Origin of the sequence: Sunxiuqinia elliptica, assembly GCF_900113005.1 — a bacterium.
Taxonomy (GTDB): domain Bacteria; phylum Bacteroidota; class Bacteroidia; order Bacteroidales; family Prolixibacteraceae; genus Sunxiuqinia; species Sunxiuqinia elliptica.
In genome coordinates this window covers 202,759-221,989 of the sequence record NZ_FONW01000006.1, presented here as the reverse complement: position 1 = coordinate 221,989, position 19,231 = coordinate 202,759, and the positions used below count along the sequence as shown (strand labels likewise).

At 44.1% G+C, this 19,231-nt stretch carries 10 protein-coding genes; 1 reads left to right on the top strand and 9 read right to left on the bottom strand.

Translation table 11 applies throughout. The features are described 5' to 3' along the window. Window positions 1-30 precede the first annotated feature (30 nt). The 9 genes from BM156_RS13015 to BM156_RS12975 form a co-directional block, all read right to left on the bottom strand. The gene (locus BM156_RS13015; RefSeq protein ID WP_093920323.1) at window positions 31-3,192 is read right to left on the bottom strand and encodes a GH92 family glycosyl hydrolase; all 3,162 of its coding nucleotides are present in this window, start codon (window positions 3,190-3,192) and stop codon (window positions 31-33) included. After that, complete coding sequence (locus BM156_RS13010) at window positions 3,171-4,469, bottom strand: GH36-type glycosyl hydrolase domain-containing protein (RefSeq protein ID WP_093920322.1); 1,299 nt, start codon at window positions 4,467-4,469, stop codon at window positions 3,171-3,173. Before BM156_RS13010 ends, BM156_RS13015 begins: the two co-directional genes overlap by 22 nt. Window positions 4,470-4,643: 174 nt before the next feature. Further along, window positions 4,644-6,413: a class I mannose-6-phosphate isomerase gene (locus BM156_RS13005; protein WP_093920321.1), complete on the bottom strand. Its 1,770-nt coding sequence runs from the start codon at window positions 6,411-6,413 to the stop codon at window positions 4,644-4,646. 120 nt (window positions 6,414-6,533) lie between these two features. Then, complete coding sequence (locus BM156_RS13000) at window positions 6,534-7,823, bottom strand: GH36-type glycosyl hydrolase domain-containing protein (RefSeq protein ID WP_093920320.1); 1,290 nt, start codon at window positions 7,821-7,823, stop codon at window positions 6,534-6,536. A gap of 70 nt (window positions 7,824-7,893) precedes the next feature. Continuing rightward, a complete protein-coding gene (locus tag BM156_RS12995) occupies window positions 7,894-10,524 on the bottom strand; it encodes a glycosyl hydrolase 2 galactose-binding domain-containing protein (RefSeq protein WP_093920319.1) in 2,631 nt (876 codons plus the stop codon). 29 nt (window positions 10,525-10,553) lie between these two features. Further along, complete coding sequence (locus BM156_RS12990; protein ID WP_093920318.1) at window positions 10,554-12,947, bottom strand: GH92 family glycosyl hydrolase; 2,394 nt, start codon at window positions 12,945-12,947, stop codon at window positions 10,554-10,556. After that, window positions 12,928-14,082 carry an MFS transporter gene (locus tag BM156_RS12985; RefSeq protein WP_093920317.1) on the bottom strand — a complete coding sequence of 385 codons (1,155 nt, stop codon included), beginning with the start codon at window positions 14,080-14,082 and terminating at the stop codon, window positions 12,928-12,930. The genes BM156_RS12990 and BM156_RS12985 overlap by 20 nt, the downstream gene beginning before the upstream one ends. Window positions 14,083-14,104: 22 nt before the next feature. Beyond that, window positions 14,105-15,043, bottom strand: a complete 939-nt coding sequence (locus tag BM156_RS12980) for an ROK family protein (RefSeq protein ID WP_093920316.1) — start codon at window positions 15,041-15,043, stop codon at window positions 14,105-14,107. Window positions 15,044-15,086: 43 nt separating this feature from the next. Then, complete coding sequence (locus BM156_RS12975) at window positions 15,087-15,818, bottom strand: GntR family transcriptional regulator (protein WP_093920315.1); 732 nt, start codon at window positions 15,816-15,818, stop codon at window positions 15,087-15,089. A 559-nt stretch (window positions 15,819-16,377) separates the two neighbouring features. Here BM156_RS12975 and BM156_RS12970 point away from each other — a divergent pair. Further along, the gene (locus BM156_RS12970) at window positions 16,378-19,188 is read left to right on the top strand and encodes a M16 family metallopeptidase (RefSeq protein ID WP_093920314.1); all 2,811 of its coding nucleotides are present in this window, start codon (window positions 16,378-16,380) and stop codon (window positions 19,186-19,188) included. The last annotated feature ends 43 nt before the right edge of the window (window positions 19,189-19,231 follow it).

The following is a 19,231-nucleotide window of genomic DNA, read 5'->3' as shown; positions in this document are numbered from 1 at the left end:
TAAATAAGTGAATGATCTTATCAATCCAGTCTACTTGGAAACAACACCCCAATTCTTATTGGGTTTTGGTCCCATTTCCAGTTCGAGCTTTCCGCCTTTTAACAATTCGCTAGCCGGAAACTTAAAATCGTTCAACTTCTTGCCATTCAACTTAGCCGATTGGACATATTTATTCAGGCGGGAAGCATGCTTGGCTTCAATAGTAAACTGGCTACCACGTCCAAATCGTTCTCCCAAATCAATTTCTACTTTCTCAAACAAAGGGCTTCCAATTTCATAAACCGGATCAACCCGGCAACCACCATCCGTTTGGAACAGCCCAATGGATGCCATGATAAACCAGGCACTCATCTGCCCTTGATCTTCATCACCCAAATACGCATTGGAAATGCCATAACCATAGTAACGGTCCAAAATGGAACGGCTCCACTTTTGCGTTAACCACGGCTGCTGCACCCAGTTAAAAAGAAAGGCAAAGTGCATCGACTGCTGATTTCCCTGCATAACCGGGTAGTTCCAGTATTGGTCGTTTAAACCATTGAAGCGTGTTTTATAACTTTCAGTAAATCCCCAATCCAGCCGTTCTACAAAACGGCCTTTCCCAATGGCTTCAGCCAATGCCGGCACATCCTGCGGCACAAAGTAGGTTAACTGCCAAGCATTTCCTTCCACATAGTGGTGGTTGGCCCCAGACTTGTACGGATCAAAATCAGGAAACCACTCCCCTTTAGAATCTTTCATCCGGGCAAAACCAGTTTCCGTATCGATCACGTTCCGCCAGTAAGCTCCGCGTTTCGAGAATGCTTGATAATCGCCCTGCTTACCTAGAGCTTCTGCAAACTGTCCAATGGTCCAATCGTCAAAAGCATACTCCAGCGAATTGGAAAAACGGCCTTGGTCGTAGGGCACATAACCATGTTCCAGGTAAGTAACCAAGTCTCGATTACCGGCAAAACCTCCTCCGACTTCCTGCGCGGGAGTTGTTTGCATCTTTTTTACGGCTTCAAAAGCCTTCTCCACATCGTAGTCGCGAATCCCCATTTGGTAAGCACCAACAATCAGTGGAATCTCATGCTCAGCCACCATCACCGGAACATATTCCATTCCGGCCGGCCCCTTGGCTAGCCAACCATTGGCATCGTACATGGCCAACTGCGAATTTACCCAGCGGTTGCTCCATTCCGGCGTTACCAGATTCCAAAACTGATTCAGGTTCCAGAAGGTATTCCAGAAAGCATCGCAGCCCAAAGCCGGAGACGACGGGTCTTCCATTCTTCGGACTTTTTCCCCGGCATCCCGCCACTCGCCATTCACATCGCTAAACGTATTGCGGCTGCACAAAGCACGATACATGTTGGTGTAAAAACGTGTTTTTTCATACTTGTCGTTGCTGCCCACTTTCACACGACTAAAAAGGTCATTCCAGGTATCAACATTATTTTTCTGAACGGCCTCAAAGTCCCAGCCGAAAGGATCAATGACTTCAGTTTTCAGGTTCTCTCTTGCATTTTCAAGGCTCACATAAGAAATCCCCGAACGAAGCTGAACCACTTTATTTTTTTTAGTATCGAAATCAACAATAACTCCGGCATCTTTTGCACCCTGAACATTTAAACTTGCAGCGCCTTCTTCCACGCCATTTTCAGTCCAGGTACTAAATCCGGCTATCGGCTGGTCAAACTCTACAACAAAGTAAATGGTGTACTCCTGCGAGATTCCACCACTCCAGGTATTTGGTGAAAGCTGATGGCTAAAGCCTTCTATTGTATTTTCGCCCGTTTGTTTTACCGAAGCTTCAAGCAGGTCATACCGGTATTCCGAAGGAATCACCAGATCCAGCAAAACACGCGATCCATCGCGATCTTTCGGGAAGGTATAGCGCTGAAAACCACAACGGGTAGTTGCAGTCAATTCGGCTTGAATGTCATAATCGGTTAAATGCACTTTGTAGTAACCCAAAGGTGCCTGCTCTGTTGATTTATCAATTCGCGAACGGTAACCACCATCCACATCTTTTTCATCGCCAACTTCTGTTTGAAGTGCGCCATTGGTGGGCATGGTCCCCAATCCGGCCATGGTCCACTCGTGAATGTGCGAGAAGCAAGCCACCGACTCAAAGGTAGGTTCATATCCAGACTGCCAACCATCATTTTGGTTGTCAGGGCTTAATTTCACCATACTGAATGGCATCCACGGTCCCGGAGCAATCATCCACCGAGAATGGGCAGTCCCAATTTTGGTATCCACATAGCCTGCTGGTGAAGTTAACTTCGGCGGCTGCCTTGTTACTTTCCCCGCCTGAAGCTTTTCTCCATTAAGCCAAATTTCGTAGCTGCTCTTTTGTGCTTTCTGAACCACCGGCATCGGCACTTCAAACACATACCGTCCTTCTTCCAAAGTTGATGCAAAAACTTCCTCGTTATCTAGAATCACGGTCATGTCAGGTGTGCCTGATAGATGCTCAACATCAATCAATAGTGGTTGTATTTTGTTGCCGTAATGCTCTACTTCATAATCGGCAGGTTCCACTTTTCGCAAAAAGGCCTGCTTGTTTTGTGTCAGTTCCACGCCCTTAGGTCCTTCAAGTTTAATTTGATCAAAGCGAAGCCAGGATCCTTCAAGAACAGTTAGAGCAATTTCATTTCCCCCGCTTGCAATTAAGCCTTTGGGAAGGGGAATTTCGACAAGGTATTCCGACGAATTATCAGAATCATTATCGATTGAACTAGCCGGGTTGATTACCGGAATTCGGTACTTCCATGATTTTCCGTTAACCGTTACTTTAAACAGTGGCAAATCATCCGGATTGCAGTCCAAAAGATCAACCACCAGTTTCCAATCATTGGAACGAGGCAACTGATCCAACCCAAACAGAATGGTCAGGGTACTTGAGCGCCAACCGGATGTTCCCCAGGTTCCACCCCAGGTATCACTTGTTCCGGGGATGATGTATGGCCAGTCTTTTTGATCGTTAGATGTCCCGATCAGGAAATATTTGTCTTCCCAGCCAAAGTCATTCGCAATGTAATCAGGATAGCCCTTGGGGGCCAATGCAAATTCAGCACAACTATTGTTATTTTCACCGATTTGCCAAATCACACTTTGATCTTTGGCATAAGCCTTTGTTCCTGCCAGACAACACAACAAAAGCAGGTAGCTTAAGCTTTGTTTTATTTGTTTTCTTCTGCCCATTGGTTAAATAGTTCGATTGATTTTCCAAGTACTCCGGCAGATCCTTTAAAATCGCCAGAACCTGCCGGAGTTCCATCGATTTTATACCACTCGTAAAACCCTTTATTTTTAATGACACGGTTCATCATGGGTTGTACCAACTCATACGCTTTGTCAACCATGTCATTCACAATAAGCTGTTGGATCATTCTTCCGCCAAACCAAGTCCAGTCTCCACCATTCTGATATTCATAAGGCGCGGAGACATTCTTGCCCAAAACATCGCTTGGATAAGTCGGGTAAAGCGTTAAACCGATCGACGGAGCACCTGATTGCTCAACATTTCTCACCATATGCTTAAGGACTGCAGCAATTTCATCTCTGGTTAAAACGCCTGCCTCAATGGCAACTGCGGTTCCCCCATGATAATGAATTTCATTTTCGTTGAAGTCGTCCGGAAAAGGAGAACCATCCAGGTAAATATGTGGAATGAATTTGCTGTTTTCAGCATCCCACAAATACTTTCGAATATTCACCAGCAAATCTTCCTGCATCGTCTTCCATCGCTGTTTATCCGAGTTATCATCCGTTAATTCAGCCAGGTTATCCAAAGCAATTGCCAACATCGCATTGTCATACACATCAATGCTCCAATGAGTCAAGCTATCCACATCCACCACAGCACCTCCTTCAACCTGCACGTCTCCCCAGTCAAATGTCGTAGCACCAGTAATCAGGCCATATTTTGCAGCATACCTTTCATTCAGCAAGTAATTGATCGACCATTTCAGCCGCTCGTAAGCAGACTTACCTGCCACCTCTTCGGCAAGGATTGTTTTATCCCCCGTCTTCACCACATATTTATAAATAGCCTGAATCAGCGAGGTTTCCTGATCCGTTTCTACCGTATTCTTAAAACCGATGTGCCCAGGAGCTGTTTCCGACTCATAAGTATTCGGATCTCCCCAAGTAAAAGCTTCGCAGGGAACATAACCATCCAGCAACTCGCCGTTTGCCTGCTGAAAATGAAAAAACATCAGCAGGTTTTTACGAATAACGTCCTGATCATATTCCTCGCAGGATAGTTCAATGAAGGTGTTTAAGTCGCGCGACCAGACCATTTGGTAGCCTGATCCGGCATAAAACCCATTCTTCATCAGCTGGCGAGCCATGCTGTCTACTTCCTGCATTGTTTGATCAGCAAGTATTTTATCGGCAAGTTCTTTATTCTTCGAACTGCAAGAGCTTAATAATAGCCCTGCCAGTAAAAGAATTGTCGAAATCTTGTAAAGTCTCATATGTTTAGAATTAGATCCAAGACAAAAGAATCAAGACACAAGACTTTTAGATTTTCGGATACGCAGACTTTCATACCGGTGTCCGGCCTCCGCTTTCCTTCCTCCTTTATTGCGTCAAGAAATCTTTGTCTTGGATGTTTCACATTAATTGGGTTAGGTATTCTTTCCTAGAAATTACTTCACAAATGCTTTTACTACCAAGGCTTCGCCTTCACCCTCATTGGTTATTTTATAGGAACCTGCAGCAGCAGGAATTACAAATGTTTCAGCATAGTTAAAGCGCTTCGTCAGGCCATTCTCCGTCTCTACCAAAATGCTGCTTCCTTCAACCAAGCTCAGCACATGACAACGGTTTTCGGTTTGCACCTCAACTTCTCCGGTCAAATGGAAGCGATGCACATCATACAAATGCTTTTCGTGGGTTGGCAAATGATACAACTTCCATCCCGCACCTTCCTCCACCAAGGTCGGTTTTGCCACCAATTTATCGGTCACATAATCGCCTTTTCGGTCGAAACAAACATTTTCCATTCCTCGTTCAATATTGATTGGACGCGGTTTTCCATCCATGTCCAAACGCAGCCAGTCATACATTTTAAAGGTAAAAATGTAGGGGGTTGAGCTAATTTCCAGCACCAGGTTATTAATTCCTGAACCATGAATGGTACCCGGAGGAATCAAAAACAAATCGTGTTTGTGTGAGTCCAATACTTGCACATGGCGGGTAATGTCAATGGACTTATTGTTCTCGAAACTGTACTTCAAATCAGCTTCAAAAGCCTTGGGATCAATGTCCTCATTAAAACCAAGATAACATTTCGCTTCCGGTGCTGCATCCAGGATGTAGTAGGTTTCCTCCTGGGTCATGTTTTCGCCAAAATGCTTTTGAATGTAATCTAAATGAGGATGACATTGAATGGACAAATTCCCTCCGTCGAAGGTGTCCAGAAAGTCGAAACGAATGGGGAATTCGGCCCCAAACTGAGAATGTGCTTGCCCCAAGACATTCTCGCCCTCCTGAAACATAACCGCATCGAACGACACTTCTGCAACATGACCTGAGCTTTCAAAGACCAAGCCGTTTTCAGGAACAATCAACTCAAACGACCAGGCATAATTCGGCACATCTTTGTTCAATCCTTTCACCTTTTCGCCAAGCCATTGTCCACCCCATGCACCGGGCTCAAACCATGGGCGCACTCGGAATACATTTTTGCTTATTTCATTTAATCCTTGCCTTAAATCGTCTCCCTTTAACCAGGTTATTTCATCCAAACGCTGTTCGTCAACAAGCAAGTCAATCTTCGAAAGTAATTCCTGCTTGCGCTTGTTCAGAACCACCCAATCTACAAAGTAGAAGCGCTTGTACATGGGCTTAATCTCGTCCGGATTCGATGCGCCGATATTGGTAATGGTCTTTGCGCGGGCACGGAATTGTAATTCGTTTTTAGGCAGATCAACGTATACCAACAAGCCCTCGATTCCAACAAGGCTGGCTCCTACGCCATAAACTATGTTCTTTCCTGAAGCAATTTTATCTTGAATTTCGCCCCATCGTGTTTTGTCAAAAAGATCAATCAACTCAATGGTTGCCCGTTTCCCAAAAATCGGATCGTCACCCCCGAGAAATGGCTCGATAAGCGCATTGATTTCGGCCTCTGGCTTTAAGTATTCAGCAACATCAATCCAGTTTACGTCAATCCCCTTTTGTTTAAACTGTGCGTCGAGCTTCTCTTTCAGTTTTCCGAAAAACACGCCCTGGTAACCATCGATTATAATCGTTTCATGTTTTTCAAGCTTTTCAACCAAGCTCTCTACCCCCAAATGTATTTTGCCTTCGCCCAACGAATGGGCCGGATACAAGCCATAATCGCCTGCACTTTCCTCTTCCTTTTGAGCTGGCATCAAATACTGACTCGTCTTTCTCCAATTCTGTGTACTCATATTTTGCTTTATCTTTTTCAATTTAGATTCAAGAAACAAGAACTTAGACACAAGACTAAATCTAACGATCTAACTTGTTTCCATTTTCCTCTTGGCTCTTTGCCCCATGCCCTTTGCCTATTATTTCTCTTTCGCGTAATCCTCAAACATCTGAATGGCTTTGTACAATACACCGGCTGAACCGCGGAAAGTTCCTGAACCTTCAGGTTGATTATCAACTGTGTACCATTCAAAGAAACCATCGTTATCCTTTACCCTTTTAACCATGGGCTGCATTTGCTCATAAGCCTCTTCTACAAAACCATACTTGATCAATTGCTGAATCATACGACCACCAAACCAAGTCCAGTCTCCGCCATTTTGATAACCATACGGATACATGCCTTTATTTTCAAACGAACCTTCGGGATACGGAGGATACATGGTTAAGCCAATCGATCCGGCTCCAGATGCTTTGACGTTTTCAATCATTTTATTGAGCGAAACCTTAATTTGCTCTTTCGACAGCAATCCGGCTTCAATGGCTGTAGCGGTACCTCCGTGGTAGTAAATTTGGTTTTCGTCGAAGTCGGCAGGGAAAGGAGAACCATCGAGATATACGTGTGGAATGAACTTTTGATTCTGCTCGTCCCACAAGTATTTCATCGTATTTTTTGCAATTCCATCGCAAATTGGTTTCCACTTCGCCTTCGTTTCAGGAACAAGCTCCATTAAGTTGTTCAACGCAATCACCAACATGGCATTGTCATAAATGTCAAGACAAAATTTCGTGTCGTCTGTGATGTAAACGCCCCAAGGATGGCTGTGCTGCACATCTCCCCAATCGGCAGTAGTCGCTCCGTAGATCAGGCCATACTGATCGCTCCAGCGTTCATTCAACAAAAAGTCCATTGACCACTCCAGGCGTTGAGCAACCGTTTTGTCACCAATTTTCTCCTTCAGAAATGCGGTGTCTCCCGTTTTCTTCACATACTTATAAACGGCCTGAACCAATGATGTTTCATGATCGGTTTCAACCGTATTTTTATGCCCGGCATAGTTCGGCTCCAGATCGGTAAAAATATAGTCGTAACCACCTTCCGATGCCTTTGCTTTCTCTTTCGGAATAAATCCATCAATAATGTTTCCATCATCTCTCTGCAAACGAAAAAAAACACGCAGGTTTTCTTTCAAGGTTTCCTGAGGATAAACTTCCGCAGAAAGTTCAATAAAAGTGTTGTAATCGCGAATCCAAACTTCGCCATAGCCATCACCGGCATTAAAACCTGTTTTGACAATGTCAAGTGCTTTTGCTTTTGTAAAGGCAAAATATTCATTGTTTCGAATCTGATCTTTGAGATCCGGCTGAGTTGATTTCGACGTACAACACGTCATTCCAAGTACTAAGAAAATAGCAATAATTGCTTTCATATCTATTAAAGTTGTTGATTAATAAAGTTTTGTTTGCCACACAAGACAACGACCGATGGGTTCGTTGCCATTATTCATTAAAAGTTTTGATGATTCTTTTTCCATTCCATGGAGCCAATTCCAACTGAAGTTTATTAAAGTCCTTCTCTTTGGGCAATTGCGATAAATCAATCGCAATCTGCTTTTGCTCACCGGGGAAAAGCGTCAGGTAGTTATCTTCAAAAAAAACAGGCAGCATCAACTCGCCAGTCATTCTATCCGTAATTTTCAATCGAATAAAAAAGGCGGTTGACTGATCCTTGTTGGAAATATCAGCCAGGTAGTTGCTTCCTTCCGTTCTTTTTAAGTTCACCTGAAGATTTACTGGAGCAAGATTATCGAGTTGTTGCCAATCGGAAGGTTCGCTCACCAACCAATAAAGATTTTCATCAACTAGTTCATCCTGCTTGTTTTTCAGGCTTAAACGAGCAAAATAAAATCCCTCCGGCTTTTCTTGTTCAAACAGTCGTCCGGCATTTTTATAGGCGTTGGCCTCAACATCAAGCTCGAAGGTTCGTTCATGCAAAAGCTTTCCGTCCAGCCCAATCAACTGCACCTCAACGGTAAGATCGGTCACCTCTGAAAGCGTTTGATTCATCACACAAATGGTAGAATCATTCAAATTGAGTTGAGCATGAATTGGGCTTGCGCCATGCTGATAACCGTAGAAACCACCTGTCTGATCCAGAAACACATCGTAAAACTGTCCGCGCAAAGCGGTCCACGGATTTTGGTTTTTCCACACCAGCATACCGGTGTATTGATTCCACATGCCAGCATTAAAGCCTTCCTGCAACGCCCGGTATTGCTCGTAATTGACCAGTTGAGCCTTTTTACAGAAATCCTCAATCCCTTTGATTTCGCCCATTTGCTCAATGGTATTTCCATAGCCAATGTACTTATGGTAGCGCCACACCTGATTGGGGCGGTCATTGCTCGGTGGAACCAAATCCTTTGCATCCATCATCTTGCGCATGGCCTCAACATTGGGAACGCCCACTGACCCCAACTCCGGATTAAACGGATACGACTCCACCACAAAAAAGCGAAGTGGATCCTGAATGCCGTATGGCCCGTCGCCATTTCCGCCAATCGTATTTCGAAGAATACTGTCCGAGGTCGACTCATTCACGTAGTAACGGGTTCCATCAAACTCTGGAAAAATCCGTTCCTCCAATTGCTCGTTAATGTCCGGTGGAGGTGGAAATTCATTGCCCCCGCACCACAGGTACAAACTCGGATGGTTCCGGAGCATCTTAATCTGATCGATAGCCGATGTCAAAAACAACGAATGATCATCAGGATACGCCTGTCTTCTGGCTTGCGACTCTTTTTTCTTTGGATCGGGCCAGCGGCCATTACAGTCGCCCGACACCCACAAATCCTGCCAAACCAAGAGTCCGTATTTATCGCAGGCCTCATAAAATTCAGGCCGTTCTGGCATCGCGCCTCCCCAAACCCGGATCATGTTCATGTTCATCTCCGCATGCATCCGAACCTCAGCTTCATACCTTTCGGGCGAAAGTCGCAACAGCGCATCCGAAGCAATCCAGTTTCCACCTTTTATAAATACTTTTTGACCATTCACCAGGAACACACGCCCACCAACTTCCTGATCAAAATAAGTTCCGGTTTCGCGTATCCCAAAGCCGACTGCTTCTTTATCCGATTGTGTATTATTCTGCTGAAAGCTCAATTCCAACTGGTATAAATTCGCTTCACCCAAGCCATTCGGCCACCACAATTTCGGATTCTCCATTTTAATCTCAGGAAAGCTTAGCGTAACCGTTTCCCGAGTCTTAAGCGTAGCAGGCAAAGTCCATTTCTGATCACCTATTTGGGCAACTAAAACCCCCTTCTGATCTTCTGCTGTTGCATTAACCAATTCCGCAGAAACAGTTAAAAAGGCCGGTTTTTGTTTCTTTCCGGAAGTTCGTTTTCCGGGCACTCTTGAACGAACAAATGGATTTTGAATATCCACAGGTCCGGTAATTTCAATGGCAACCTGGTCCCAAATTCCGGTATTTCTGTCACGAATCGGACAAATCCAGTCCCAACCTGCAGTAAACTGCTGCGTAACCGACCGGGCAATTGTTCCATCACCTCCTTGTCCGCCATTGGCATGCCCAACCGGATTGGGCGGATGTACAATTACTGCCAGGTTATTGGCAGCACCATCCTCTTGACTTAAAAACGGAGTGATCAAGTACTTTTCCCGCAGGAACATACCATGATGAGTATCAGTATTCACACGCTGTCCGTTCAAAAAGACGTTAGCCGAATAGTTAATTCCTCTGAATTTCAGCCAAACCTGTTGCCCCTCCTGCAATTCCAGCTTCGGCAAACGCTTGTGAAACCAAAACGTATAGTAATCTGCTCCTGTATCGTAAATATCAGGAATCAGCTCGTTGTTCAAACCGTAAAAAGGATCTGGTACTTTGTTATTTTTCAGCATGGTGGTCAACACCGTTCCCGGCACCTGAGCATCCATCCAGTCATAAAACTCAAAGTCAGCCGAGGAAATCACAGTTCCATCCACCGGAAGCTCACTTGCCCGTTTGGCCTTCCACCCTGTGTTCAACAGAATTTCCTCTCCCTGAGCAAATCCCACAGACATGAATGCGAACAAAAAGAACACCGTTAAAACAGAATTTTTACTCATCGCTTTTGGTTTTTGGTTGACAGATTCTACTACTTCGTCATAGACGGAGGAGGCATTCCTACTCCCCAATTTTTATTAGGGCTGCTACCCATTTCAAAAAGCAGGGTTCCCCCTTTCATCAGTTCATTTCGCGAGATCCAGCAATTTTCCACAGGCTGGCCATTCCAGGTAACCGACTGTACGTATCTGTTTTCTTTGGAGTTGTTGCGGGTTTCGAGAACCAAAGTCTTTCCTTCGTAATAGTTTTCATCCAGTTGAATGGTCACTTTGTCAAACATCGGACTTCCGAACTGGAAGGATGGATTCATTGCCGCATGCCCCTGAACATCGAATAGTCCAAGTGCCCCCATCACGTACCAGGCGCCCAGCTGTCCCTGATCTTCATCCTGCCCAAAACCATAACCATGCAGTGGTTCTGTTCCATAAAATTCATCGCAAATGGTTCGTGTCCAATGCTGGGTTTGCCAAGGCTTGCCCGAGTAATTGAACAACCAGGCCTGGTGCAGGCAAGGCTGATTTCCCTGATTGTACAGCTTCTCCACACCTGAAAAACTGTGCACCTCGCGACCTCCTCCAAACAATGATTTTTGACTTTCAACAAATGTTTTCTCCAAACGAACGTTGAATGTATCAATTCCAATTTTCTCGATGAGGCCAGCCGGATCATGCGGAACATACCAGGTATATTGATAGGCATTCCCTTCCTGAAAACCACGCCATCCTTCCAGCGGATTGAAGTTCTCAATAAAGCGGCCATCTTCGTAACGCGGCCTGATAAAACGGGTTTCCGGGTCAAAAATATTTGCCCAGTTTCCAGCCTGAGTCATTAATTTCTGGTAATCAGCCTTATGTCCCAATGCTTTGGCAAATTGCCCTACGGCATACGAACTAAAAGCATATTCCAGGGTGTGAGATGCTCCAAAGTTGAACACCCAACCATTAGCAATCACCGTATCTTTTGATGGCACATAGCCATTCTTTACGAAATAATGCAAATCATATTTCCCATTTCCCAGGTTTCGACTGTGGTATTCAAGCTCATTTCTCAAGGCTGCCTCATAGCCTGTTTCTACTTCAAAATCGCGAATACCTGCATTGTAAGCCGAAGCCATTAACAAGCCCTGAAAGTTGGTTTGGACTCCGTTTGTGTAGGTTCCGGCAGCCATTCCATCATGCAGCCAGCCACTTACTTTCGAGAAGTCGATATTGGACTGGACATATTCACTCAAGTAACGGGGATAAGCCAGCGCCCAAAGCTGCCCAAGATTCCAGAAACCGCCCCAAATGCCGTCTGTGTTATACTGATGATACCGAGGTGTACCCGATTCATCCAACGGAATCTGCCCAATTGTTTTATCGTACTGAATGTATTGGCCATTCACATCGCTCGCTATTCCGCGTCCCAACAGGGCATGGTACAAGCCCGTATAAAATTTGATCCGGTCAGCCTCAGTAGCCCCTTCCACCTGGAAGCGGGAAAGTTTTTCATTCCATTTTAATGCTGCATTTTCTTTCACCGAGTCAAACGTCTGTCCCTCAGCCTCCACATTCAAGTTGTTGCGTGCATTGGCTATGCTTGTATAAGACAAGCCCACCTGCATCTCAACCAGTTCATTTTCATCAGTTTGAAATGTAAGGTAAAAGCCATTGCCAACTCCCTTGCTTTCGGTTTTACCGGCTTCCTGTTGCTCATTGACAAACGAGCCAAAAGCTTCCGGTTCTTTATCCAACTGAATGACAAAGTACATTTTCACCCGGTTATCCGGATCGCAAAAAGTAAGGTACACCGGATACGTTTCGATATAACCTTCAAGCTGCTTTTTCCCATTCATCCGGATAAAAGCATTGGTTACCGTGCTACTTTCACCTTGCTTATGCCCAATGTCAACAATCAGGTTCGACTGCTCCGACTTTGGGAACGTATAACGATGAAAACCTACGCGCTCTGTCGCAGTCAACTCAGCCCGAACGTCGTAATCCTTCAATAACACCGAATAATAACCGGGCTTTGACTCTTCGCTGGCCTTATCGAACCGAGAGCGATAGCCCGCATCCGGCTCTTCCAATGTTCCGGGAACCGTTTTCAATGCTCCCGTTGTTGGCATGACAACCAGCCCACCAATCTGAAATTCATGGAAATGCCCAAATCCTTCGATGGAACCATGCCGGTCGTCATATCCCTGGGGCGACCAACTTCCTTCGCCCTCATAAGCATTGGTGTGCGGAGCCAACTTGGCCATCCCAAAAGGCAAGGCTGCCGGCGTGTAAAAAAACCAACGTCCGTGCACCGAACCGATTTGAGGATTGACATACTGTAAGGCGTCATAAGCTGTTGGATTGCTCTTTGGACTGCATGCTACCAGCAGTGCAAATACGCCTGCTACCAACCACTGCAACCTTTTTTTATTTTTTCTGAAAGCCATAAATTGATACGATTAAGATGAAAACAATTGCTGCGAGTAAGACCACAAAGCTTGCGGTAATATTGAAGGCATCGGCCACCCATCCCATTACTGGAGGCAGAATAGCCCCTCCAACGATGGCCATAATCATTAAGCCTGAAATTTCATTGGCACGGGTAGGATAACGCTCTACTGTAAGTGAAAAAATGAGTGGGAAGATATTCGCAATTCCTAAGCCTACGATGAAAATAACAACCAAAGCCAGTGTCTCGGTAGGTGCAAAAATTAAAGCCAGCAGAGAAAGAACTCCGGCTATAGATGAACCGACAAAGAACTTTCGTGACGACCATTTCGCCAACAAAATAGCTCCTCCCAAGGTTCCAAGCAGTTTACCAAAGAAATAGAAACTGCGCCCTGACTCAGCCAAGGTTTGTGCCGACGAAAATTTATGCAAGAGAAACTGTCCGGAAACCGCATTTACACCAACATCAATCCCCACAACCAAGAAAATACAGAGTACCATTAGGGCAATAAATCCATTTCCCAACAACTTAAAAGAAGAAGCAAAAGTTGCCCGGGTCTCCGTGTTTCGGCTTTCTTCAACAGGGGTTAGGCCCAACCACAAAATAGCCAAAATGGACACCACCCCGAATACCGCAAATAAAAGTTTCCAGTCGCCATACACCAAGGCCAGCCAACCCGCTAAAGGAGCAGCCAACATCGATCCGATGGACTTGATAAATTGAGAGAAACTCAGAAAGCTTGATCGCTTTTGATCCGGCACCACATCTACCAGCAATGGGTTCGCTGAAACCTGCACAATGGTGTTTCCAATTCCCAGTAGGGCAAAGCCAAACAAAACCATTCCGAAGGAATAAAAGAAGAAAGGGACGAGAAGCCCAACGGCAGTCACGGCCATTCCCAGGTTTAGCACATTTCGTTTTCCAATCCGATCCTGCAAAATTCCAACGGGAACAGACAGGACGAAAAACCAGAAGAAAACGGCTAACGGAATTAATTGAGCCATGGTGTTGGACAAGCCAAACTCAAGCTTTACACGATCAACACCAATCCCTACAAGATCGCAAAAGCTCATGACGAAAAAGCTCATCAGGACTGGAGCCACTAGTTTCAAGGAAATTTTTGATTTTGTCATATTTAGTTGGTTTAGATTCGGATTACATTTCAGCCAATAAAGGTTCTACCCGCGCGTAAAAAGAATGGTCGGCCAAGACGGCGCTACCGATAATGGCAGCCGTTTCCTTCAGGCTTGATATCTCGACACGCACGTTACTGTTCTTATCTTTTAAGGCTGCTGTTAAGGCTGGCTGAAACCAATCATAAGCATTGGCTATATTTCCTCCAATAACCAAAACTTCCACCTGAAAACGCTCCAACCAGGGCTGCAACAAATTCACCAGTTGCGATCCAAAATCATTAAAAAGCTCACGAGCAACTTCTTCTGTTGGTGCGCTCATGGCAATCTCTTTAACACCTTTGACCAATTTCCCTGTTTTTTGCTGATAGCGGCCAACCAGTCCTCGGGTTGAGAAGTAATCATCAGCAATTCCCTCTTTAAATGGAAGGTGCCAAATACAGCCTTGCTCGGGAACATCATCGCCTGAAGTAACCGGAAGATTGTCTTTCAGAAAAGCCGATCCAAAGCCGGTTCCCAGTGTAATCGACAACGACCGCTTGCTGCCTTGAGCTTTCCCGGCCCAATCTTCACCAATGGCAAATGCTGTTGCATCATTGATGAAGCGGATTGGAAAGTCGACCGGAAGATTCAGCGACTTTCGCAATGCGGCTGGAACATCAATCCCATAAATGTTTTCGTACTTATTGTTTTCTCCGGTAAATAGCGGAATCCCTTTTTCATAATTGAAAGGACCAGGCATAGCAAATCCAATTCCAGACAGATTTTCCAAACCAACTGCTTCGATGGAACAAGCAATCGTTTTGCTCCACACAGCAATAATCTCATCTGCAGGACCATGATTATCCAGATCACTCTCCGCAAAGGTTTCCGGCAGGTATTTCTTTTCATTCAAATTGAAGGCAGCACAACTAACGTGGCTTCCTCCTACGTCAATTCCGATAGCTATTTGTTGTTTCATATCCTAATATTTTTGGTGTGAATCAATCAATTTCAAGTCCTAATTACGGCCTCCGAATATCAATTTTATAGGTGAATTTGTCGGCTTTGTAAAAACCAATATTGTATTCCAATGGACGATCGCCTGGATCATAAACAAACCGTTCGCGAACCAAAACCGGATCACCGGCTCCAATCTGCAATCGCTTGGCTGTAATGGTGGTTGCCAAACGCGCTTTTAGCTTTTCGCGCGACAAAGACGCCACAACGTGAAAATCATTCTCAAGCAAATCATACAAAGGCTTCGAAAAATCTTCATTCCCGGTTAATCCAATACGCGGATGAAAGTAACTTTCGAAATAGACAAAAGGAGCTTCTTCATCCCCTCGCAAACGACTCAATTTCAAAACAGATGTAGCTTCCGGAATATTAAAAAAAGTAGCAATTTTTCGATCAGCCTCCACCCATTCAACAACTAAGCGATAATTCTTAAAGCTCAAGCCTTGCGCACTCATTTCGTTGGTAAAGCTATGCCAATGATCAAGCTGCGTTGTCACCGTTTTTTCAGCGACTCGAGTACCGACTCCTTTCTTACGAACCAGCAAGCCCTCGTACTCCAATTTATTGGTAGCCTGTCGCAAGGTATTTCTCGAAATTCCTAGTTGCTTGGCCAAGTCAACTTCCTTGGGGAGCAAGCCCCCATTCTTATATTTCGGCAACTCAATTAATTCTCGTAATAATGTCTCGACCTGAGCATGCAAAGGCACCGCACTGGAATGGTCTATTTTAAATTTCATTCTTTTATAATTGTTTATTTCTTAGGGTAACTCATGAAATTTCACTCTCTCAGAAATTATATGTTCATATGTTTGAACATACAAATGTAGACTTTTTAAAATCATAGAAAAAGTTTAAGTGAAAAAAATGCTTAAAACATTATTTAACAAAGGATAATATCCGATCAAAAAATAACGACACAATCTAAATCATAATATTAAACATGCATACTATCTACCTCTCGAGAGATCGTTTTAAGTGTATAAATACAACCAAACGCCCTTTTGTTTAAACAAATAACTACTACTCCCATGCAATAAATGAGCAAACGAATAAACAAGAACAGAATCAATCATTATGACAACACTTATATGATCATAACTTCAATATAAATGAGTTCGATGCTTTGTTTTTCCTATTCCAGATTTTGCTTGCGATTCACTTCGTTTTTGATATCTTTGTCGCCACTTTTGGTGGAAATTTCAGTTTTACTTTGAAGGAGAAAGAGGGAGAATACTTCCATAATACATTGACTTTTCTATCAGCCCCTAACGACCGTTAATTTAAAGAATAGTAAATATGAAGTATCGTTTCATTACATACCTTCTGGTGGCTTCTTTTACCCTATTTTTTACGACTAAGGGATTTGCTCAGTTAACAGACCAGTCTGTGATTCCATTGAATCCTAAGGTTGTAAAGAAAACGTTACCCAATGGGTTCACGTATTATCTGCAGCACAATGCGATTCCAGAAAAACAGGTACAGTTTCGGATGATTATCAAAGCCGGATCGATATTAGAAACTGAAGAACAACGCGGTTTTGCCCACTTTTTGGAACATATGGTATTTAACGGGAGTAAGCATTTCCCCAACAATACACTGATCGACTATTTACAGTCGATTGGAGTTGAGTTTGGAGCCGACATTAATGCCTATACCGGCTATGACGAAACGGTTTACATGCTTCCGCTTCCAAATTCCAATGAACAAACGCTAAATAAGGCCTTCCACTTTTTTGGTGATATTCTTTCGGGCCTGACGCTTAGCACCGAAGCGATTGACAAGGAGCGCGGTATCATTCTAGAGGAATGGCGAACAACAATTGGACTAGACAACCGCTTAAAAGATGAAATGTACCCCATGTTGTACCACAATGCCCGCTATCTTCATCGCCGTCCTATTGGATTGATGGAAGTGGTTACTAAGGAAGGAAATGACGAAGAACTAAGAAAATTTCATCGTGCATGGTATCGCCCCAATTTAACAAGCCTGGTGGTTGTCGGGAATTTCGATCAAGAAGATATTGAACAACGTATTGAAGCTACATTTGGAACGATTAAAAATCCCGAAAATGCCCCCGAGCGTAAGCATTACACCTTGCCAGCTCATGATAACACACTAATTAAAATCATCAAAGATCAGGAAATTACAAATACATCGGTAAAGATTATTCGCAAGTTTCCTCATCAAGATGAAAAGACATTGGCAGATCTCAAACGCAGTGTAACCAATATCATTTACACTTACATGGTTAACCAGCGACTTACCGATATTGCCCAGCAAAAAGATGCTCCCTATATGTACGCGCACTCATACGCAACAAGCGGACCTGGGCATACCGATCGCTACATGTCTTTGGCAACGGTTAAAGCCGACAAAATTATTGAAGGTACCCAAGGTTTAATGCGAGAACTGTTGCGCATCAAAAAATTCGGTTTTACGCAAGCGGAATTGGAGCGAAAAAAGGAAATCCTCTATAACGACATGGAGCGAATGGCTCATGAAGAGAACAAACAATCCTCGGGACAGATCATGGATGCGATTTCCAACCACATTCTTTATGGAGAAGAGAATGCCAGCATTTCGTTCAAAAAAGAGTTTGTTCAGAAAACCCTGGACCAAATCACCTTGGACGACATTCAGGCTTTGGTTGATGAATATATCGATCAATCCGAAGAAAACCGGGTGATTTTTGTGACTGCACCTGCTGATACCGATACGCCGACAGAAGAGGAACTTTTGACTGCCTTGAAAGATGTAGCCAAAGAGAAACTGGCTCCCTATGACGATCTGGCGATTGATGAGCCTTTGATGGCGGAAAAACCTCAGGCTGGACAGATTCTAAAAGAAACATACTCCGAAGAAATGGGCATTACAACCATTGAATTTGACAATGGTGTAAGCGTTGCCTTGAAACCAACGACTTTCAAAAATGATGAAATTCGCTTCTCTTCCTTACGCGAAGGAGGCTACTCATTGGCTTCAATAGACAACTTCGACAACGCCTCAATGGCTGCCATTCTGGTTAATGGAGGTGGTTTATCAAAATTCAATGCACTGGAAGTGGAACGGATTCTTTCCGGCAAGCAAGTGTATATTGCGCCATACATCCATCGCTACACGGAAGGAGTAAGTGGTTTTTCATCGAAAGCTGATTTCGAAACCTTACTTCAGCTAAGTTATTTAACCTACACTGCCCCGCGAAAAGATGAAGCGAAGTTCGAACAGTTCATCGAGAATAAGAAAGAATACAACCGAAATACTTTGAATAGCCCGGACTCCTATTTTGCGGATGAAGTCAATAAAATCATGATGCAAAATAGCCCAAGAACGGCCACGCTGTTAACACCGGAGCAGCTTGACCAAATTAGTCTGGACAAAGCATTCGACTTTTACCAATCGCGTTTTGGGTCAGCTTATGGAACACGCTTTTTCATTGTCGGGAGTTTTGAAGTCGATTCGATCAAGCCTCTTTTAGCGCAATACCTGGGGAGTCTTCCATCAAAAGAAATAAGAACAACTTATGCTGATCATGGAATTCGCCCACCAAAGGGAGAACATCGCTATGAGTTCCCTCGCAACACGGATGAAAAGACCAAAGTACTGATGCGCTTCACCGGGAAGTATCCAAGTTCTCAAAAGTCGAGAATTGAGATGGCCTTGTTAAGCGATATTCTTACCATTCGCCTGAATGAAAAGCTACGCGAAGAAATCGGTGGCGTGTACTCCCCTTATGCTGCTTCAACAATCTTGCAGCGCCCGTACGACAGCTACCGAATGGATATCTATTTCACCTGTTCTCCGGCCAATGTCGACACCTTGATTCAGGCCACTTTTGGCGAAATTGAATCGATGAAAAAGCAAGTGAAAGCTGCAAACCTCGAAAAAGTCCAAAAAGCCTGGCTGAAAAACCGGGAAGGTTCTTTAGAAACCAATGGCTATTGGCGCCGGGTATTGGAAGACCAATGGACACGTGGTGAAAAAGCAAAGGACTTTGAACGTTATGAGAAGCACATACAAGGTGTAACAACCAAACGATTGAGTAAACTGGCTAAAAAATACCTGGATCAGAAAAATCATTTACAGTTTATTCTAAGCCCGGAAAAATAAAAAGGAGGTTCACCCCTTCCTGACGAAAAAGAAAAATATACCT